Raw genomic sequence first — 19,463 nt, 5'->3', positions numbered from 1 at the left:
ATTGTTAGGAAGAAAATTGATTTTAACCTCCTTTATAGAGTGTTCAGAATCAATATTTATCTGTCTATACAGCAGATATCATTCAACTTATTCAGTTAAGGAGCAGTTATTATGTATAAAATCAATCTACGTCCATGGTTATTTCTGGTCGTATTTATGTTGTTAATGTGTTCGTGTTTGACCTACGTATCCCTTAAAGCTTTGGGAGCAGAGGACATCTTCTTTAAGTGTATGAAGTCACTTGTTAATATGACATTTATTAAAATCTATATATTTTCAATATGATCAATAATAAGAATCCATCTTGAAATAAGATGGATTCTTATTTTGCCGTTTAAGTTTTGACACGCCCCTTTATTCTTTTCACTTTCCTACCATTAATTTTGAGCTTCCTACAAATCTTTCTTACATGTAATAACGTCATCAATAGAAAAAATTCTCACTGAATTTTCTTGAGAATTTTTTAAGACGCAAAGTTCCCCTTAGAATAAACTTGCTTGTTTATCCTAAGGGGAATATATGTTTTTCATAACTATTATTTTATTTCTGCCAATCAGATATATCTGATTGGCTTTAGTATCTTACAGAATTGTATTTAAATACATTAAAGAAATTCAATTAGGAGATGTAGAACCTTGTATCATATCTTCTTCTGAATTAGATGTGTGAGGGTCCCATTGTTCTGGTGTCTGCTCACTTGGTTTTGATGTGAACTCCTCCCACTGTTCTGGTGTCATTTCTCCTCTTGGATTTGGAGATTCCCAGTGCCGCTGATCAGGAGTATTTTCTTCTGAATACGTGTTATTATTTTGGTCCATATTGATTTCACTTTGATCCAGGTTTCCGCCTAAATTCATCAAATTCGCAAATAAACCAATTGCTATTCCGATAGATACTAAGCCAATGGATGTTGCTATTTTCGTCCACATTTTTTCTACTCCAATTTAATATTTGACTTCTATTCCAACTACATTTTTACAAACTAGTTCTTCTTCAAATTCTTACAAACCAAATTTCGTTTTTCAAGATAAACTACCTTATCAGATTGTTTAGCAACTTCTTGGGAATGCGTGACAACGATAATACATTTGTTCTCTTTATGAGCTAGTTCTTTAAACAATTTGACAATTTCATCCGAAGTATTCTCGTCTAGATTACCAGTCGGTTCATCAGCAATTAATAAATCTACTTCACAAGATAATGCACGAGCTATGGCTACACGCTGTTGTTGACCGCCGCTAAGCTGTAAAACCTTTCTTTTTGCCTCGATTTCCGATAAGCCAACCATTTCTAATAATTCGAGAGCTCTTCTTTTTTTATCATTTATGTTAACTCCTGTAATTTCCATTGCCGTGACGACATTTTGCAGAGCCGTCATATACGTAATGAGATTATACGATTGGAAGATGATCGAAACATATTTATTTCTATATTTATCTAAACCAATTTTTCGTATATCTTTTCCTTTGAAAAGCACATGTCCTTCTTTAGGATTATCTAAACCACTTGCTAAACTAAGTGCTGTTGTTTTTCCGGAACCTGATGAACCTAAAATGCTATAGAAACATCCTGTTTCAAAGGTAAAGTTTACATTCTCTAATAAAGTATTCTTCTTATTATTACTTTGATAATAGTAATATAGATTTTTAAATTGTAATATAGTGTCCATGTGACTCCTCCTACTCATCTTTTAATAGTATTTCTTTTGGATTTAAACGAAGAATTGATAATGCTGGTAGAAGTGTTGATAAAATCGCAATTAATAGCCCTAGGCCACCTAAATTCAATACATCTTGTGATAATATACTTACATCAATATTGTCGATAGGTTCAACATCTTTCTCTTGTTTATTGATCATTCCAAACGAGAATCCTAAATTATTTGATTCTTGTTGTTGATCTTCGGCAGCAATCACTTCTTGCTGTAATAAACTGTCGCCCATTTTTTGAGACACTGTTTTACCTGTAATGATAGAAATACCAAATGCTAGTACAGCTATACATAGTACTTCTACTAACAGTTGACCTATTAATTTCCTCTTTTTTTCACCGATTGCCAATAGAATACCTAATTCCTTACGTCGCTCTTTTATGGTCAACATTATAATAAGGCCTAATATAATGGATCCTGCAACGGATACTAAATAAACAATCATTTTGGAAGTAGCGGCAATATTCTCGATAGGGCCTACCATTTTTTGATATAAAGCATCATGCGCATCTAGCTTAAATAAATCGAAATCAATATTTGTTTTCTTTGCCTCTGCTTTAAAATCCTGAATATTTTCTGGATCATTTAAGTAGTAAATTGCTTCGTTAATAGATACACCCTTTTTATCACTTTCTTCATACATTTCTTTCGTCGCGTCATAAGTAGTGTATACTTTGTTAGATGGGTGCATCATAGCTGGTAAATTTTCCTCAAAGTCAGTTATCCCGGAATTTTTGTATATCCCTATTATTTCTAACTCAACCTCCGATGTTTCATCAGTTGATTTAATCTTTAACTTATCACCAACTTGAAGCTCGTTTTGTTCGGCTAACCGTTTTTCAATCAGAGCTACTTTCTTATTCGTATCCTTTGATGCAATTGAACGACCGTCAATCATTTCATTCGTTCCATCTGTAAATTCTTGTAATAAATCAGAACTTCTTACACCTTGGATAAATGTATTAGGCATTTTCATATTTCCAGAGTGACTACCACCTACTGCTCCAATTACCCCATCCTCATCTTTGTCACCATTAATAGGCGTGTAATCATCTGCTACAAGCATGTCACTTTTTAGATAGTTGTAGTCTATTACATAGGGTGACTTAGCTAACTGGTCTGCTTCATCAGCAAAAAGTTCAGGATGTTGTATTTTTCCATTTGGATTCTCTTGTCGCTGTTTCGCCACATTTTCCATAAGCTTCTCTTCGTCCATTCTAAGACTCACGTCAACACCTAATGTCTGTCTAGCGTGATCATTCGCCTTTTGTGAGACATTTTGAATAGCGAAACCCGCTAATACTAAATTGGAAACTACTAAAAATACAGTAAATAATATTAGCGATTTCCCTTTCCTTGCTTTAACACTTAAAAATGCTCGTTTGATAAAATTCATTTTTATTACCTCCTTGATAGCTATAATATATATGGGTAACCTGTAGTTTATATGGAGATACTGCGGAGTTTATCTAGAGATTTAAAGGGATTTATGTGTTTTTGGAAGAACAATTATTCTATTAATAAAAAGACGCAATTTCCCCACCAAATTGATATTTAGGTGGGGAAATTGCGTGCTGTTATTATTTATTCAATTATTTTAGTATCCAAAGAAATAGTTTTAAATTCAACAGGGATCGCTTTTGTTAGATTTTATCAGTTATTCAAATTAAGTTAATACAATGATGTCCTCTGTATGAAATCAATAAATTTTTTTAGACTTTGAGAGTGTTGTTTTCTATGTTTGATGATAAAGTCTATCTTGATTATTTCAGAAAGCTCCTTATATTTAATAGATTGTATTTTTTTTCGACTATTTGCAACGTCTGCAGGTATTATACTGATACCAAGTCCATCATGAACGGCTTGAAGAATTGATTCAAGTGAATCAAACTCTAAAATGGACAGATCCTCTTTGAAAAAATCTAATGTTTTCTTTCTGTATATGCAATTTTTATCACTATTTACAATTAACGTATGCTTTTGTTGCTTTTCATATTGACTATTGTTAGGTGAAATGAGTACTAGTTTTTCAAAATAGCTATAAACAGTTTCAAATTGTGAGTCATTAGATGTTCCATTAATAAAAACACCATCAAGTTCTCCGTAAGTAAGCATTTCTTGTAACTTTCCCTGATCATTCGTTCTTATTTTTACATCAATATTTTTATACTCTCTTAAAAAAGAAGAAAACAATTGAGGAACTTTAACTGCAGAAATTGTTTGAGAAGCACCTATTGTAAGAGATTCTCTCCACTTTGTAGGATTAACTAATGACTTAGCTTCATCCATTAAAAGTATTATTTGATGTGTATACTCGAGTAAGACTTTTCCTTCCTCGGTCAATGTTACGCCTCTATTATTGCGCATAAATAATTTTACACCTAGTTCATCTTCCAAACCCTTTACTCGTTGACTGACATTAGGTTGTACATAGCCAAGTTTTTCAGCAGCTTTTGATACCGACTGTAGTTCCGCAACATGTTTAAAAATCCACAAATCATGACTTTCCAATAATTACATTCCTTCCACTGGTATCATTTAAAATGATACCTTCTTCATTATTCAGTATTATACACGCCATATACATAAAAATATAATAGAAATGTATTAAAAATCTAAATAAAGTAAGGATGTTTTAGCATGGAATTAAAAGATAAAGTAGTTCTAATAACGGGTGGCGGCACTGGTGTTGGAAGAGCAACAGCTATTAAGTTAGCAGCTGAAGGTGCAAAAGTTGTCATTAATTATAGTCGTTCTAAAAAAGAAGCTTTCGAAGTAGTAAATGAGATTACACAGCTAGGAGGAACTGCAGTCGCGTATAAAGCAAATGTAGCAATAGCAAAAGAAGTGAATGAGTTAGTATCCTATATTGTTGTAACTTTCGGGACGATTGATGCTTTAGTAAATAATGCAAGTATTACAGCTCAAATAGCTTTGGATGACATAGATGCCGTTACAGATGAAGTATGGGATTCCCTTTTCAGCGTAAATGTGAAAGGAATGTTTCATTGCGTAAAAGCAGTTGTCCCTTATATGAAGAAGCAACAATCGGGAGTGATTGTGAATATGGGTAGCGTGGCTGGAATGACCGGAATAGGCTCATCTATCCCCTATGCAGCAACGAAATCAGCCATTCACACAATGACTAGATCGTTAGCTATCGCATTAGCACCTAAGATTAGAGTGAATTGTATATCTCCTGGTGCAATTGAAACGAGATGGTGGTCTGGAAATGAAGATAAAATGGTTCAACTTGCAGGTAATTTACCACTGAAAAGAATTTCAACACCAGATGATATTGCAGAGGCTATTCTATTTCAATTGACTCAAAAGTCTGTTACTGGCCAAGTTTTTACAATTGATAATGGTCAAACGCTTTGAATTTTAAAATAACCCACTTTTCTAAAGTGTTAAACACCCTCTTTATTGGTTGATAAGAGGGTGTTTGGATATTAATATGCTCGAGCAAACCAAACTGTATGCTTTGCTTCATTGCCACAGCAAATACAAGTAGTTTTCGTTGTTGGTGGATTAAACGGAATGTTACGGGAAGTATATTTCGTCTCTTCTTTCACTTTTTCCTCGCATGCATCAGTTCCACACCATCCAGCAAGAATCCAGCCCGGAATAGACCCATTTTCCTTTGAAGTGTTAATATGCTGCTGTAATTCCTGCAGTGTATCGATCGTTGTATGAGCGTTTTCATCACGGAATGTCCGTGCTTTTTCAAATAAGCGAGTTTGCATCGTTGTTAGTTCTACCTCAATGGCTGAGATAATATCATTCAGGTCAATGGATTGCTTCTCATCTTCATCTCGTGCTTTTAACAATGCCTGATTTTTCTCTAAATCACGAGGTCCTAATTCAATACGAATCGGTACACCTTTTAATTCCCATTCGTTAAATTTGAAGCCAGGTGATTGGTCCGAATCATCTAGACGAACTCGAATTCCCTTCTTCTTAAGGGCCGCGAAGATGTCATCTAGTTTCTCCATAATTTCAGGGTTCTTTTTCCATGGGCCTACAGGTATTAAAACAACTTGGGTTGGTGCAATTCGTGGCGGTAAAACAAGTCCCTGTTCATCACCGTGAACCATAATGACAGAACCGATTAGGCGTGTGGAAGTCCCCCAAGATGTTGTGTGTACATGTTCATGCTGATTAGCTTTGTTTAAATACTTAATATCAAAGGCTTCAGCGAACTTTGTCCCTAAATAGTGAGAGGTCCCAGCTTGTACAGCCTTTCCATTTTTCATCATTGCTTCGATAGAAAATGTATCAACCGCTCCTGCAAAACGTTCTGAAGGTGTTTTTTGTCCATCATAGACGGGAATTGCAAGTAAACCCTCGACTACCTCTTTATAGACCGTTAACATTTGCATTGTTTCTTTACGCGCATCTTCTTCATCAACATGCGCTGTATGGCCCTCTTGCCACAAAAATTCAGATGTTCGAATGAACGGAAGTGTTTTCTTTTCCCAGCGAAAAACATTTGCCCATTGATTAATTAGGACCGGCAAATCACGATAACTTTTAATCCAATTTGAATATAGATGTCCAATCATCGTTTCAGAGGTCGGACGAAGTGCTAAACGTTCTTCTAATTTTTCACCTGCTGCTTCCGTTACCCAAGGAAGCTCTGGTGAGAAACCTTCGATATGATCTTTTTCTTTTTGGAAGAAGGATTCAGGGATTAACATAGGGAAATAAGCGTTGCGATGGCCTGTTTCTTTAAAACGGCGGTCCATCTCTGCCTGAATGTGTTCCCAAATTTCATAGCCGTCTGGTTTAAATGCGATACAGCCACGAACCGGTGTATAATCCATTAAATCCGCCTTTTGAATTGTCTCAATGTACCATTTTGAAAAATCATTTTGTTGTGTTGTCATGTTCTTTCCTCCATTTCTATCAGGTGTTTGCCACCTATTGAATAAAAATAAAAAAGCACAAAGCTGTCCTACTATAAGGACGTCTTTGTGCCGAATAAACGTGGTACCACCTTGAATTTAGTTTTAAGTAAATTTTAAAACCCTCAAACGTTTTGTAACGAAAACGACTCGGTTATGTTTGCATAACATCTCCGTGGTAGGTTTCGGATAGAAGCGGTGATATAGCTCTCAACAGTTGCTATATTTTCTGTTTCACAATTCTATCTTACTTGGCCACATCATCAATTTATATTTTATATAACTTTAGCAAAACAATTGAAATATTTCAAATACAATTATTTTTCGGGAAATATCAGAAAATTGACTTTACTTTCCGGTGGACCAAATTGCTTCTAACTAGCCTAAAGCTACTTTCAAAATACAAAAGATTTTTCACCAATTGATATTGCAAATCGTTATTTTTTTCGATTAATTGCGGTTTAGGCTATCGGAGTAATATCATAGGCCAGCCAATCCAAAAAGAAAAAAGAGCAGCGCTCGCTACTCATTTGTTCTTTCTTCTTTCGTTGTAAAATTTCATTTCGTAATCATATAACCATAAACAATAGGGAGGATCTTGTCCTAAACTTAAGACAAGATCCTCCCTATTGTTTACATAGAACTATCAAGTATCAATTGTGTAAAGTCCTCTACCGATAGTGGCTTACTGAAATAATAGCCCTGTACGTACTCGCAGCCATGCTCACGCAACACATTTAATTCTGCTTCTTCCTCGACGCCTTCAGCTACAACTTGAAGATTTAGGGCATGCGCTAAAGAGATCATAGCTGAAATCATGGCAATGCCTGATTTTTCAGGCAAAATATCACGGACGAATGTACGATCTATTTTTAAAACATCTACGGGGAATGTTTTTAAATAATTGAGCGACGAGTAACCCGTTCCGAAATCATCTATAGAAATCGTAATACCAAGTGTTCTTAATTGGTTAATAGTATTGATCAAGTCTTTCGTATAATCCAACATACTCATCTCTGTAATTTCTATTTCTAATAAGTGCGGATCTATTTTTGTTTCTGAAATAATTTCGCGTACCATTTCGACAAAGCCTGATGTACTAATATGAATCGGAGAAATGTTTACGGCAACACGTAAGTTTACATTATGTACCTCGTTCCAAGTGCGTGCCTGGGCAGATGCTTTTCTTAACACCCATACCCCTATATCATTAATAAGCCCACATTCCTCAGCAAATGGAATAAAGTGATCCGGTGGTATATAACCAAGTACAGGATCATGCCAGCGAAGTAATGCCTCCATACCAATCACTGTATTCGTTTTTAAATCAATTTTTGGTTGATAATGTAATTCTAAAATATCTTTTTTTAACGCTTGATGTAATTTTGTTTCAAGTAATAGCCATTTATCATTGATTTCATCCATATTTGGACGATATAAGCGATATTGATTACCACGTGAAGATTTAGCAGAATACATAGCGATATCCGCATTTTTCAATAATTCCTCCGCAGAGTTTGCATGATCGGGAAAGATACTAATTCCAATACTAATACTTGCGTAAAATTCATACGTATTCACAATAAAACTCTCATTAAAGACGCTAATTATTTCCTCAGCCTTCTCCTCAACACGGTCAACATCGTTTAGTATAATCACAAATTCATCACTATTGTGGCGGTAGATAGAATTCGATGTGTAATCAATGTTGCGTAGTCGATGCGCCATTTCCACTAAGAACATATCCCCGATGATATGACCAAGTCCATCGTTAATGTTTTTAAAACGATTTACATCAATGAAAAATAACGCAAACTTCTCACCTGTACGTCGAGATTGATGGAATTCATTTTCTAAACGTTGCTCTAACTTACGACGATTTGGAAGCCCCGTTAATTCATCGTGATAAGCAATATGGGTAATCTTTTTTATATCCTTTTGTGCGGTAATATCGACTCGAATAGCAATATATTGATACGGTTTACCATCGTCATCAAGAAAAGGGAAAATCGTTGTCTTCACCCAGTATAGGCTGCCATCCTTCGCGCGATTACACACCTCGCCATTCCACATATCACCTTTACCTATCGTTTTCCACATCTCTCTAAAGAAAGATCTTGGATGGTAACCTGAATTCAGTAAACGGTGATCTTGCCCTACTAATTCTTCACGAGTATATTTAGAAATTTTGCAAAAATGATCATTAACAAACGTAATTTTCCCAGTTCGGTCTGTAATTGCTACGATGATTGAACTATTCATTGCAGAAAAAATATCTTGTAATTCTTTCAGACTATAGTTAATTTGATTAATACTACTAGGCGTGATATTCATCATTTACATTCTCCGTTCATTAGAAGGGTTTGGTACTTTTGTTTTATAAAAAGTAGGGTATAAAGTTATGGGATATCGCCCTTTATTATGTAATTATATTATAGTATTAGAAAAGCAGTTAATTCAACCCAAATGTTAAAACATTCAAATCAATATTTGATGATATTTAATAGAACAGACCCCAAAAACAAGGTCTTTTAACTTACTTAAAACGCTTGTTGTAGAATACTTTAATTACCTTAGACTAATCATATGTTATATTTAGCCTATTTTTTCGAATATATGAACTTTCTGTAATTTCACAGCACTTGAATAATTCTATTATTTATGATAAATACCAAAAATACCCTACTGTCATAACTAGGCAGTAAGGTATTTTATAAGCTAAGAGACTTCATATTCTATTGGACCTCCCAATGTTTTGGCTCGTTCATTGTAGGCATCTAGTTGCTCCTGAGATAAGTTCAACATATAATAGTGAAAATTTATGGGCTCTAAGCCATGGTTCTCACATACTTGTCGATAAAAATCATAGCCTTCTCGATATTCTGTCATCCTAATAACTTCCTTTCGTTTGTGCAACCTCATTATAATATTCTAATTGTTCTTGTGATAATTGATTGACATAATAATAGAAATTGATCGGTTCTAAATCAAATTGTTCACACTTCCTTCAATCAATTTCGCCTTGGCGTAATTGCGTCCGGATTTTGAATTGTGCTCAGGCCTGCACGATGCAGGTCAGTTAGCCGTTTTCGTAGGATGCGAAGGTTTTAGGCTAACATCCTTATATTCATTCCTTTGATAATCCGTGACATCCGCCGGAGGCTTTATTTTCATTCAGTAAGTATTTGGATACTGACTGCAAAGAAGTGACAACCTCATACATCTCATACCTTCAAAGGTTGAAGTCTTTTACTGAATGAAGATAAAATTCATAGCCAGTTTTATAATGAGACATATGCATTCCTCTTTTTTGTTATATAACAGTTTTATTATTTTTTAATAATATATAACAGTTTAGTTACTGTGTCAATGAATTTTCTGATATTTCTTTCAAATAGTCGAAAGCCCAGTCCATTTAAATTAGTATGGCTGGGCTTTTCATAAAATATTCACTTCGGCGTCCGTTCTAACCACATCCTTTAATGTTAAACCTTTTAAATGCCTAATTGTTTTGCTTGCATATTATAAGCTGAAAGTTGCTGCTGTGATAACTGTAACACATAATAGCGGAATGAAATTGGCTCTAAACCATAACGCTCACACATCTCACAATAAAATTCATAACCATCACGATACTTTGTCATTAAAATTCCTCCTAGAACTAAACTGTTTTATAACAGTTGTTTATATTTTTAATTAATATATAACAGATGATTGATTTCGTCAAGCTTTACAATTAAAATAACCTTGAAGACTTAATTCCACGACATAACAAAAACCATTATTTTGAAAATGATTGATCAAAACAATGGCTCTCGTAAATTTCGAATAGTAAATAATACTTCATCATCTTTGATTGATTATTTACCTGAACGATAGCTTCAAGAAAAATCACTTTAAAAAAGCCCAATTTCTCAATATTAATATCGAGAAATTAGACCTTTCACCATGTATTTTTCAATAATCGGATTGTCATTCTAGGGATAAATATTATAATGTTCCAGATTATTTCTAATGCGATTGAATTTTTAATCTCTATAATAGTTTTTTTAACATAATGTCGTGCTTTTCTTTTTTTCATTCTTTTTATATAGTTTCCAGCAAGTTCATTAGTGCTCAACTTAGATTAATGCTTTAATTTCTTTTATTTGTTCAATATGTCGTTGTTCATGAATTGAAACTAGTTCTACCCATTGATCGAGGGGTAAATCGCCAAGAAAAGGATGTTTAAAGGATTTTTCTGCTAACAAAGATGGATCTTCAATTGTATCAAGGAAAGTTGTAAAATTCCCTCTCGAATCGTCAAGTAACTCAATAATTTGCTGAACTGTAAAAAAGTCTTCAGCTGGTACAACAAATTCTGGTGCTGGGACTTTCTTTGTTCTATCTGCGATAATATGAATATTTTTACGTTCCGCTTGTTTACTATCTTCTTGTTTTAATGCCCACGCAATCAATCTTATAAAAGATGCATCCGTTAAAGTTAAGTGATGGCAAACCTGGGCGATACTCCAACTGTTTGCCTCAGGCTTAGCATTGAATTGAGTATCACTTAATAATTTAATCTCCTCTACTAAGTTATTTCTTGTTTCACTTAAATGGTCGTTAATTAATTGATTCATAAGCTACTCCCCTTACCAAACGATTTTTGATTCCTATTCTGTATATGTTCCATACCATGTAAAGTATTCTTTATATTAGAAATTATCTTGCCCGAACAATATTGAATGGATTATTTTCGAGTACATGTTGCAGCTCTTCATTTTCAATATGTGTATAAATTTGTGTTGTTGCCACACTTGAATGGCCCAGTATGTGCTGAAGACTCCGAATATCTGCCCCTGATTTATACATCATTGTTGCGGATGTATGTCGTAACTTATGTGGTGTCAGTCGTTCTTTTTGAAGTCCGGATTGCTGGTTAATTTGTTTAACGATTTTTGCAACGGTTTGACGGGTAAAGCGAGTTCCCTTTTGGGAGATGAAAAGGGGCTCCTCTCCCTCACCTTTATATGCTGACTTTCCGCTATTTTCATAGTCTGCAAGTACCTGTACACAGCTATCATTCAAATAAACAGTCCGTTCTTTATTTCCTTTCCCAACAACTGTTAAGTAGCGCCCTTGTATAGATGACCTATTTAGCTGGCAAAGCTCTGTCACACGAATCCCTAAATTTAAGAAAAACATCATCATACAATAATTTCTCGGTGAAGCACGATTTGGCTGGATACCATCGATAAATTGCGTCGCTTCCTCGATATTCATATAAATAGGTCTTTTCCGTCCTATTTTTGGTGTTTCTAATTCATCTGCCGGATTTTCCTCTATAAGACGACGTTTCCCTTTCAGGTACTTAAAAAATGACTTCAACGTTGCTACTTTACGTGCTCTCGCTGATGCAGAATTCCCACGCTGTACCTCGCAATATTCCATAAATAAATAAAGATCTTCTAATGTCAATTCACGAATTTCTTCTATTGAAATAGTAGAAATATCTATTTTCGTTAAATCTGATAGTTCATGCTCATTCTGAATGGCTATGTAAAAACGGAAGAATAATGTCAAATCATATTCGTACTCTTTTCTAGTGCGTTGAGACTTCCCTTTAATCGTTGTTAAATAAACAAGGAAATCTCTCATTATTTTTGGCAGCTTAGGCTTTTCCATAAAATCACCTCTATTTGCTCTATTTTACCACGAAAAAACGTTCCCAAATATAAATTTGGGAACTTTATGATGAAAAAAGTGCTTTTTTAAAATAAAAGAAACATACGTACGCTATTTGAGTGACAAAAAAGATGATTCTCTTTTAGCAAGAAAATCATCTTTTTTAAAGTTTTTTTTGGAAATTTCACTTTTTAGGCATAAAGCGCAAAAAAAATGAATATTTAAATCTAGTGAACTAAATGAACTATGTGCTGTGAGACGATTCGAAAAATGCAAAGGTGGGTAACTATACATGTCGATTCTTCTCACAACGCGCGTGGAATTATTTGGTTTTTGTCAATTTTGGGCACATTGTTTACCCGTGAGAAAGCGAAGCGTCAATTAAGCTAGGACAAAATCCGTTTACGAGATAAAGATACTATATGTCCCATCTACTTGTTTTGCTAGAGACCAATTTGTTGATAGCATACGCTGAAGCTTCTCGATTGTTTCCTCATTACAAGTTAAGTGTTGGATGCCTGTTTCTAATAATTGATAATCCGTACCCTCTTCTAATTGGAAACGAAGATACAGTAAACGTTGGATGCCTGGCAAAGTTACATATTTGATACGGTAGTTACCTTGCAAAGCGTCCAAGAATAATTGTTCTCCTTCTTGAAAAAGTGCCATTGTTTCGGAAAATTCATAGTTTGGTAGTTTTTCCTGCCAAACTGATAAATCCCCTGTTCGCAATGTGCGCACAATCTCCTCATTAGTAAAATCTAATTTCGAAAGCTTGTCTAGCTCATAAGCTTGCATTAAGTTAATGATTGTCATGTTTCTATCTCCTTTTATATGTATTCATCTTCATTCCTCTAAAAGTAGTGAGATGAATGCAGATGTAGTTCATTTTCAATTGGTACCCAATGGCCAACTGAAATAGAGGAACTCAGTCTAAGAACGCCACGTCCTGTGGCAACGACTGAGTGACCAACATCTTGTTGGCCCAAAGCCTCCGGCGGATGTCACGGATTTTGAAAGGAATGAATAAAGGATGTTAGCCTAAAACCTTCGCATCCTGCGAAAACGGCTAACTGACCTGCATCGGTAAAAACGCCACGTCCTGTGGCATTACCGAAATGACCGACATCGTGTCGGCCCTCGTGCAGGCCTAGGCACAATTCAAAATCCGGACGAAATTACGCCAAGGCGAAATTGAGTCATATTTAGTGTAACACGTTTACTCTACTACTTAAATTCGGAGGGCGATCCATATGATGAATTTCTATGAATCTGGTTTGTTTTTTGATGAAATGTTAGATGGCAATCAACCGAAGCCTCATTATCGGTCTTTCCACCATAAGCTCAATGCATTCACAAAGGAGCAATTAGAGGAAAAATATCAGCAAGCACAATCTAGATTCCTTAAGCAAGGCATTACATTTACCGTATATGGAGCACAAGGTGGAACAGAACGGACAATGCCCTTTGATTTTATACCTATTATTATTCCACATGAACAGTGGCAAGAAATAGAAGCCGGGATGAAGCAACGTGTGAAAGCCTTAAATTGCTTTTTACATGATGTCTACCATGAACAATCTATTGTTGAGGATGGGCTTATTCCGAAACAGCTCATTGAAAACAATCCGTATTATTATAAGGAAATGATTGGTGTAAAAGTACCTATCGAAAATCATATTTTTTTAGCTGGTATCGATTTGATTCGCGATGAAAATGGTGTTTACTACGTGTTAGAAGATAATTTACGCAATCCTTCAGGTATTTCCTATGTTTTTCAAAATCGATCTGTGATGAAGGAAGTGTATCCTGAATTTTTCTCTAAACATACGATCCAGTCACTCGACAAACAAATGGCCTTTATGAAGAAGGCACTCCTTGCTCATCGACCACCTTGTATGGAACCAGATAGAGAACCTAAAGCTGTCCTCTTAACAGCTGGTATGTATAATTCGGCCTATTACGATCATGTTTTTTTAGCACAGCAGCTCAATATTCAGCTTGTTGAAGGTCGTGATTTAGTGGTCAGAGACGATAAAGTGTACATGAAGACTATACACGGGCTAAAGCAAATCGATATTATTTATCGTCGAATTGATGACGATTTCCTAGATCCTGTTGTTTTTCGTGACGATTCTTTGCTCGGAGTTCCACATATTTTCGATGCTTATAAAGCTGGAAATATTGCTATTTTAAATGCAGTTGGTAACGGTGTTGCAGATGATAAGGCGATGTATGCCTATGTACCGGATATGATTCGCTACTATTTAAATGAGGAACCTATTTTACGTAATGTGAAGACTTATCATCTAGCTGATGATCGGCAGCTAGATTGGGTTCTTGAACATATGAGCGAGCTTGTCATTAAAAATGTTAGTGCCTCTGGTGGCTATGATATGCTTATTGGTCCGCATGCGAGTGATGAAGAAATCGCTATTTATAAGGAAAAAATTATGGAAAACCCACATCAATACATTGCACAACCAACGATTAGTCTGTCTAGAGCACCAGCTTTCCAGGATGGGAGATTCTATCCCTGTCATGTCGATTTGCGTGTATATGTAATGAAGGGTGAGGATATTTATGTGCTTCCTGGTGGTTTATCGCGTGTAGCATTAAAAGAAGGATCTTTAGTCGTGAATTCTTCACAGGGTGGAGGAGCAAAAGATACTTGGATATTAAAGGAGGAATTGCAGTATGCTAAGTCGAGTAGCCGATGCACTATACTGGATGGCACGATATAGTGAACGATCACAATCGAATGCACATATATTACAAGTACAGCTGTTGAATATGTTGGAGCAATCTGGCAAAGAAAATGAATACATCGATCATTGGGAAGCGGTGTTGAATATTTGCGCCTCGAAGGAAGAGTACTTGAACTTCTTTGAGTCGATTCGAGTTAATCCACTTATCGAATATCTACTCTTTTCAACTAATAATGGTAACGCTCTTCATGCCACTTTACGTGCTGTAAGAGAAAATGCGCGTGTAACTCGAGATAGCATCCCCATTGAGCTTTGGGAATTGCAAAACGCCTTTTATTTATCCTTACAGCAAGACATATTGGAACGTGAAAGACCGATTCCACTTATCGTTCTTAACTCTTTTTTACAAAATGTTCGTAAGACTTCTTTGACGATTACCGGGCTTATCGAAGGTTCAATGGATCGAGATGTACCCTTTTATTTCATACAAGTTGGGAAATGGTTAGAGCGTGCAGAAAAAACGATTCGTATGGCTTTAATTATACTGGAGCAACATAAAGAAATAGCCATCTCCTTAGTAGAAGCGGACGGTTCGTTTTTACTCGATTTATCAGAGGCGACGGAGTCTTATTTACAAAAGCATCGCCAAACAAACTTACTGTGTGTACTTCAATATTTATTACAGGATAAGCATTTCCCACGTTCAGTAATGTTTTGCTTACAAAAATTAGAAGAAGCATTTATTTGTTTAGAAAATGATCCTCTTTCAGCAAGATTTTTAGAGCTTCATGCCCCATTAAAAAGTGTATTGTTTGCCATAATGAATGTAGATGTATGGAATAGTACTTTAGAAGAAACTATTTTTTTAATGGAGGAAAGATTGTGTCAATGTATTGATTTTGGCAATACATTTTCAACAATTTATCATTTATATGAACCCAGCGTACAACCTTGAAAGGAATCAACGACAGCTCCCTATCAACAAGCAAGTCAGTAATTCAAAGGAAGCGGACACAATGAAATTTGAAATTCAACATACTAATATTTTTCAATATGAGTCTGAAGTCGATCAAAGCTTAAATACAATCCGCTTAAAGCCAAGAGGCGATGAGCGACAGCGCTTATTAACCTATCGCATTGCCATTACACCTTCATCTTTAACGAATGAGCATACAGATATATGGGGCAATACGGTTGGCACTTTTTATATACCAGAGCAGCATCAAGAACTAGAAATTCAAACGACCTCTATTGTCAGCATTCAACGTGCACCATTTATTCATCGTATTCAATATTCACCAGAGATGCAGACCATTTTTCACTCGCAATTGTTTTATGAGCATTATTTACCTTATTTAAAGTTTACACAATTTACGTATATGACAGACAATCAGTTAGAGGAAGTTTATCATGCCATTGGTCATGCTGAAAATCCTGTACTATTTTCATTAAATTTAATGCAATATTTATACTCGACTTTTGAATACGATCCGGGTGCAACCGATGTGACGACAACGGCAAGTGAAGCCTTCGCCCTTAAGCGAGGTGTTTGTCAGGATTTCACACATGTCATGCTTGCGGTGCTAAGAGCTAAAGGAATTCCAGCACGCTATGTGAGCGGTTATTTATATGTGGACGAAAACTCCGCATTAATCGGTGATATTGCAACCCATGCTTGGGTAGAAGTTATGATACCAGGAATCGGCTGGATTGGCCTCGATCCAACTAATAATGTAGAAGTATTAGAAAATCACATTATTTTATGCATTGGCCGTGACTATTCCGATATTAGTCCTGTTGAAGGTGTTTATTCAGGTGGAAAGCATGATTTAACAGTTAAAGTGAGTGTCAAAGCATTGAATCATTTGTAACAAAAATGGGTAATGGTTATTATTAAACCCCCTGATTTTTCTACGCTAGGCAGAAGAATCAGGGGGTTTATTATGATCTATTGTTTTGAAAACTAAAGTTCTCAGTAATCCAACAACGATTATTTAGTCATTAAACATTTTTTCAAAATTATTAAGTTCTATTAGACTTTTTATACAATACCCATTTCTTTTCCTATTTTCTTAATTTTATTTATAACTGTATTGAGCTGCTCCATTGTATGTGTAGCCATTACTGTAATCCGCAATCGGCTTGACCCTTTTGGCACAGTTGGTGGTCTAATTGCTGGAATAAAGACACCTTCATCCATAAGTTTCTCAGAAAATTGCATAGCTTCACGGGAATCACCAATAAGAAGAGATATAATTGGCGTTTCCCCCTCATTAACTACAAAACCGGATTCCTCCAATTTCAAACGTAAATACTTAGCATTATTCAGCAATTGTTCCCTTCGTTCGGGCTCATTTTGAATAATGGATATTCCTTCTCGCGCGGCTTCAATCGCACTTGGAGATAAACCTGTTTGGAAAATAAATGATCTAGCGTTATTTAGTAAATAGTTCTTTGCAATTGACGACGTCGCCACAAAACCACCCTCTGCACCAATCGCTTTACTCAACGTGCCTACTGTAAAATCAATCTCATCTTTCAATCCAAAATAGTCAGCAGTACCACGACCATCACTTCCTAAAATACCTGTCACATGCGCATCATCAATCATTATGTAAGCATTGTATTCCTTTGCTAGCGCAACTATTTCGGGAAGTGGAGCAATGTCACCATCCATACTAAAGACGCCATCCGTCACAATTAACTTCTTTCCATCTCCATGTGATTGCCTCAATTTCTGCTCTAAATCCACCATATCCGCATGTTCATAAACAATTGTTTTTGCTTGACTAAGGCGACAACCATCTATAATACTCGCATGATTCCAGGCATCAGAAAATATTATATCCCCTGCCTTCATCACACTCGAAATCACGCCAATGTTCGCTAAATAACCACTGCTGAAAACAATGGCAGCTTCAGTATTCTTCAAATCCGCAATTTCAGATTCAAGCTGTTCATGAATAACGAAATTTCCAGTTGTTAATCTTGAACCACCAGCTCCTGTACCGTATTTACTAATACCTTCAGATGCTTTCTTTCTCAACCGATAATCTGTTGCAAGACCTAAATAGTTATTAGATGAAAAAAGCAAGAACTTCTTACCATTCATGATTACTTCGCTCTCATTTCCATTTGAAAACGAACGTAACTTCCTTGTCAATCCTTTCTCTTCTATTAATTGTAGTTCTTGTTGAAACCATTGATCCAATTTTTATTCCCTCCTAATGAGAACCGGTACGCTCTCTAAATAGTCAATAAAAGATTCTAGTTCAACTTCATCTGACACAAAATAAATACGCCCTCCGCTCTCACAGCCTTCCCTTTTCAACGGTGTAATTCTGACATAACCAATGTCACGATTACTTACATATCCAGTCACGTAATCTGGATCATCAGACCAACATAATTCTGCAATTGTATACGGAGAATTTGCCACTTTCGACGCCAGAGCCAACGCTTCACGGACACGCTCATTAAGGTCCCCAGTAGCATCTTGCCAATCGATTCGTGATACACGAACACCCTTTTGCCCCCGATCGTCAAGCCGTGAGCCGGTTTTACTATTTAGGATGATTGCCCCACGGAGATTTTGATTACTACTAAGTTGATGAAAAGCAACATTCAGTGCATATTCCGAAATACCTAAGGAGGTTAGTATCTTTCTTGCTTCACTATGGGCATTTTCGATTGAAGCCGCCTCAACAGTCGTAATTTCTAAGGGGGGTATATACTGTATCTGATCACGTGCAATTTTTTCAACGGTAATTTGAATAAAGTCAGCATCTCCACGTGAATGATTATTTGCTTTGTTCAATAACTGTTTTACAATTGGCTCTATCTGAGATTTACTGCCTATCCGTTCACCACCAGATATATGCTTTTCCCCTAGTTCAGGACTTCTTTCAGCCGCACGCATTCGAATGCTATAACACGCTTTTAACATGATTATTACCAGCTACTTTCCTATTAATTGTATGTAACATTTTCGTTATCGGATAAACACTAACAGCTGTGATTACCATGCCCGGAATAGCTAAAACTAATAACGGTAAAAATGGAGTCCCTAACGTAAAAGCCAAACCAAATCTAGCAATCGTTGTACCAATTGGGCCTGCCAAAACAAGTACCGGAATTGAAGTCCCAAATAAAACAATGAGTAGGCCTACAGTCAATCGAAAAATTAAGGCGATCTCCACATTTAGGATCGAGTGTATACCTAGTAAAAATAAGATTAAACTTGCAATGATCCCCGCTAGAAAATATCGCTTAAATCCAAACACCGCCGCAATCGCAACTGCAATGGGTGCTGATAATTGAAATTCAGACCCAGGTATACCTGTTGGGATTTTAAACATGCCTGAAACGATAATAAGACAAGCTAGCAATGAAATCTGGGCAAGATCATAAGTAGAAAACTTTCGGATCATTTTATTCCTCCATCTTACTTTTTAAATTATTTAATTAACC

The 19,463-nt window shown here is 35.8% G+C and carries 19 protein-coding genes and 1 other annotated feature; of the genes, 4 read left to right on the top strand and 15 right to left on the bottom strand.

Going from position 1 to position 19,463, the window contains the following annotated elements; translation table 11 throughout:
* Window positions 1–614: 614 nt before the first annotated feature.
* From ACQKN2_RS05095 to ACQKN2_RS05080, 4 genes are all read right to left on the bottom strand, one after another.
* On the bottom strand, window positions 615–929 hold the full coding sequence (locus tag ACQKN2_RS05095; RefSeq protein ID WP_427413995.1) for a hypothetical protein: 315 nt from the start codon (window positions 927–929) through the stop codon (window positions 615–617).
* 53 nt (window positions 930–982) lie between these two features.
* Window positions 983–1,669: an ABC transporter ATP-binding protein gene (locus tag ACQKN2_RS05090; RefSeq protein WP_427413994.1), complete on the bottom strand. Its 687-nt coding sequence runs from the start codon at window positions 1,667–1,669 to the stop codon at window positions 983–985.
* A 10-nt stretch (window positions 1,670–1,679) separates the two neighbouring features.
* Window positions 1,680–3,107 carry an ABC transporter permease gene (locus tag ACQKN2_RS05085; RefSeq protein WP_427413993.1) on the bottom strand — a complete coding sequence of 476 codons (1,428 nt, stop codon included), beginning with the start codon at window positions 3,105–3,107 and terminating at the stop codon, window positions 1,680–1,682.
* A gap of 275 nt (window positions 3,108–3,382) precedes the next feature.
* The gene (locus ACQKN2_RS05080; RefSeq protein WP_427413992.1) at window positions 3,383–4,222 is read right to left on the bottom strand and encodes a LysR family transcriptional regulator; all 840 of its coding nucleotides are present in this window, start codon (window positions 4,220–4,222) and stop codon (window positions 3,383–3,385) included.
* Window positions 4,223–4,351: 129 nt separating this feature from the next.
* On the opposite strand from ACQKN2_RS05080, the gene ACQKN2_RS05075 reads away from it, so the two are divergent.
* Window positions 4,352–5,092: an SDR family NAD(P)-dependent oxidoreductase gene (locus ACQKN2_RS05075; RefSeq protein WP_427413991.1), complete on the top strand. Its 741-nt coding sequence runs from the start codon at window positions 4,352–4,354 to the stop codon at window positions 5,090–5,092.
* A gap of 71 nt (window positions 5,093–5,163) precedes the next feature.
* Here ACQKN2_RS05075 and proS read toward each other — a convergent pair whose 3' ends face one another.
* From proS to ACQKN2_RS05035, 8 genes are all read right to left on the bottom strand, one after another.
* On the bottom strand, window positions 5,164–6,600 hold the full coding sequence (gene proS / locus ACQKN2_RS05070; protein ID WP_427413990.1) for a proline--tRNA ligase: 1,437 nt from the start codon (window positions 6,598–6,600) through the stop codon (window positions 5,164–5,166).
* A gap of 72 nt (window positions 6,601–6,672) precedes the next feature.
* Window positions 6,673–6,891: a binding site (T-box leader), on the bottom strand.
* 360 nt (window positions 6,892–7,251) lie between these two features.
* Window positions 7,252–8,955 carry a putative bifunctional diguanylate cyclase/phosphodiesterase gene (locus tag ACQKN2_RS05065; RefSeq protein WP_427413989.1) on the bottom strand — a complete coding sequence of 568 codons (1,704 nt, stop codon included), beginning with the start codon at window positions 8,953–8,955 and terminating at the stop codon, window positions 7,252–7,254.
* 381 nt (window positions 8,956–9,336) lie between these two features.
* On the bottom strand, window positions 9,337–9,507 hold the full coding sequence (locus tag ACQKN2_RS05060; RefSeq protein ID WP_427413988.1) for a transcriptional regulator: 171 nt from the start codon (window positions 9,505–9,507) through the stop codon (window positions 9,337–9,339).
* 605 nt (window positions 9,508–10,112) lie between these two features.
* On the bottom strand, window positions 10,113–10,262 hold the full coding sequence (locus tag ACQKN2_RS05055) for a hypothetical protein (protein ID WP_036126419.1): 150 nt from the start codon (window positions 10,260–10,262) through the stop codon (window positions 10,113–10,115).
* Between the two features lie 477 nt (window positions 10,263–10,739).
* On the bottom strand, window positions 10,740–11,240 hold the full coding sequence (locus tag ACQKN2_RS05050; protein ID WP_427413987.1) for a DinB family protein: 501 nt from the start codon (window positions 11,238–11,240) through the stop codon (window positions 10,740–10,742).
* Window positions 11,241–11,322: 82 nt separating this feature from the next.
* Entirely contained in the window at window positions 11,323–12,285 is a 963-nt protein-coding gene (locus ACQKN2_RS05045) for a tyrosine recombinase XerC (protein WP_427413986.1), read from the bottom strand.
* Between the two features lie 402 nt (window positions 12,286–12,687).
* Window positions 12,688–13,101 (bottom strand): hypothetical protein, encoded by a 414-nt coding sequence (locus ACQKN2_RS05040; protein WP_427413985.1) that lies wholly within the window; start codon window positions 13,099–13,101, stop codon window positions 12,688–12,690.
* 38 nt (window positions 13,102–13,139) lie between these two features.
* Window positions 13,140–13,274, bottom strand: coding sequence for a hypothetical protein (locus ACQKN2_RS05035; protein ID WP_427413984.1), 135 nt, complete (start codon window positions 13,272–13,274; stop codon window positions 13,140–13,142).
* 264 nt (window positions 13,275–13,538) lie between these two features.
* On the opposite strand from ACQKN2_RS05035, the gene ACQKN2_RS05030 reads away from it, so the two are divergent.
* From ACQKN2_RS05030 to ACQKN2_RS05020, 3 genes are all read left to right on the top strand, one after another.
* Window positions 13,539–15,029, top strand: a complete 1,491-nt coding sequence (locus tag ACQKN2_RS05030) for a circularly permuted type 2 ATP-grasp protein (protein WP_427413983.1) — start codon at window positions 13,539–13,541, stop codon at window positions 15,027–15,029.
* A complete protein-coding gene (locus tag ACQKN2_RS05025) occupies window positions 14,983–15,948 on the top strand; it encodes an alpha-E domain-containing protein (RefSeq protein WP_427413982.1) in 966 nt (321 codons plus the stop codon). Before ACQKN2_RS05030 ends, ACQKN2_RS05025 begins: the two co-directional genes overlap by 47 nt.
* Window positions 15,949–16,009: 61 nt before the next feature.
* Complete coding sequence (locus ACQKN2_RS05020; RefSeq protein ID WP_427413981.1) at window positions 16,010–16,864, top strand: transglutaminase family protein; 855 nt, start codon at window positions 16,010–16,012, stop codon at window positions 16,862–16,864.
* Window positions 16,865–17,034: 170 nt separating this feature from the next.
* Here the strand turns inward: ACQKN2_RS05020 and bioF are convergent, their stop codons facing one another.
* From bioF to ACQKN2_RS05005, 3 genes are read right to left on the bottom strand one after another with little or no spacing between them, the layout of a single operon-like run.
* On the bottom strand, window positions 17,035–18,204 hold the full coding sequence (bioF, locus tag ACQKN2_RS05015) for an 8-amino-7-oxononanoate synthase (RefSeq protein WP_427413980.1): 1,170 nt from the start codon (window positions 18,202–18,204) through the stop codon (window positions 17,035–17,037).
* Window positions 18,205–18,207: 3 nt separating this feature from the next.
* The gene (bioW, locus tag ACQKN2_RS05010) at window positions 18,208–18,939 is read right to left on the bottom strand and encodes a 6-carboxyhexanoate--CoA ligase (RefSeq protein ID WP_427413979.1); all 732 of its coding nucleotides are present in this window, start codon (window positions 18,937–18,939) and stop codon (window positions 18,208–18,210) included.
* Window positions 18,920–19,423: a hypothetical protein gene (locus ACQKN2_RS05005; RefSeq protein WP_427413978.1), complete on the bottom strand. Its 504-nt coding sequence runs from the start codon at window positions 19,421–19,423 to the stop codon at window positions 18,920–18,922. Before ACQKN2_RS05005 ends, bioW begins: the two co-directional genes overlap by 20 nt.
* Between the last annotated feature and the right edge of the window lie 40 nt (window positions 19,424–19,463).

Source organism: Lysinibacillus sp. NPDC093688 (assembly GCF_050280145.1).
Taxonomy (GTDB): Bacteria; Bacillota; Bacilli; order Bacillales_A; family Planococcaceae; genus Lysinibacillus; species Lysinibacillus xylanilyticus_B.
The sequence above is the reverse complement of the archived record's forward strand: the minus strand, read 5'-3'. Positions and strand labels throughout refer to the sequence as shown.

Coding starts and splice junctions, on each gene's coding strand:
- ACQKN2_RS05095 (WP_427413995.1), bottom strand. CDS start 929: ATGTGGACGAAAATAGCAACATCCATTGGCTTAGTATCTATCGGAATA.
- ACQKN2_RS05090 (WP_427413994.1), bottom strand. CDS start 1,669: ATGGACACTATATTACAATTTAAAAATCTATATTACTATTATCAAAGT.
- ACQKN2_RS05085 (WP_427413993.1), bottom strand. CDS start 3,107: ATGAATTTTATCAAACGAGCATTTTTAAGTGTTAAAGCAAGGAAAGGG.
- ACQKN2_RS05075 (WP_427413991.1), top strand. CDS start 4,352: ATGGAATTAAAAGATAAAGTAGTTCTAATAACGGGTGGCGGCACTGGT.
- proS (WP_427413990.1), bottom strand. CDS start 6,600: ATGACAACACAACAAAATGATTTTTCAAAATGGTACATTGAGACAATT.
- ACQKN2_RS05065 (WP_427413989.1), bottom strand. CDS start 8,955: ATGATGAATATCACGCCTAGTAGTATTAATCAAATTAACTATAGTCTG.
- ACQKN2_RS05060 (WP_427413988.1), bottom strand. CDS start 9,507: ATGACAGAATATCGAGAAGGCTATGATTTTTATCGACAAGTATGTGAG.
- ACQKN2_RS05055 (WP_036126419.1), bottom strand. CDS start 10,262: ATGACAAAGTATCGTGATGGTTATGAATTTTATTGTGAGATGTGTGAG.
- ACQKN2_RS05050 (WP_427413987.1), bottom strand. CDS start 11,240: ATGAATCAATTAATTAACGACCATTTAAGTGAAACAAGAAATAACTTA.
- ACQKN2_RS05045 (WP_427413986.1), bottom strand. CDS start 12,285: ATGGAAAAGCCTAAGCTGCCAAAAATAATGAGAGATTTCCTTGTTTAT.
- ACQKN2_RS05040 (WP_427413985.1), bottom strand. CDS start 13,101: ATGACAATCATTAACTTAATGCAAGCTTATGAGCTAGACAAGCTTTCG.
- ACQKN2_RS05030 (WP_427413983.1), top strand. CDS start 13,539: ATGATGAATTTCTATGAATCTGGTTTGTTTTTTGATGAAATGTTAGAT.
- ACQKN2_RS05025 (WP_427413982.1), top strand. CDS start 14,983: ATGCTAAGTCGAGTAGCCGATGCACTATACTGGATGGCACGATATAGT.
- ACQKN2_RS05020 (WP_427413981.1), top strand. CDS start 16,010: ATGAAATTTGAAATTCAACATACTAATATTTTTCAATATGAGTCTGAA.
- bioW (WP_427413979.1), bottom strand. CDS start 18,939: ATGTTAAAAGCGTGTTATAGCATTCGAATGCGTGCGGCTGAAAGAAGT.
- ACQKN2_RS05005 (WP_427413978.1), bottom strand. CDS start 19,423: ATGATCCGAAAGTTTTCTACTTATGATCTTGCCCAGATTTCATTGCTA.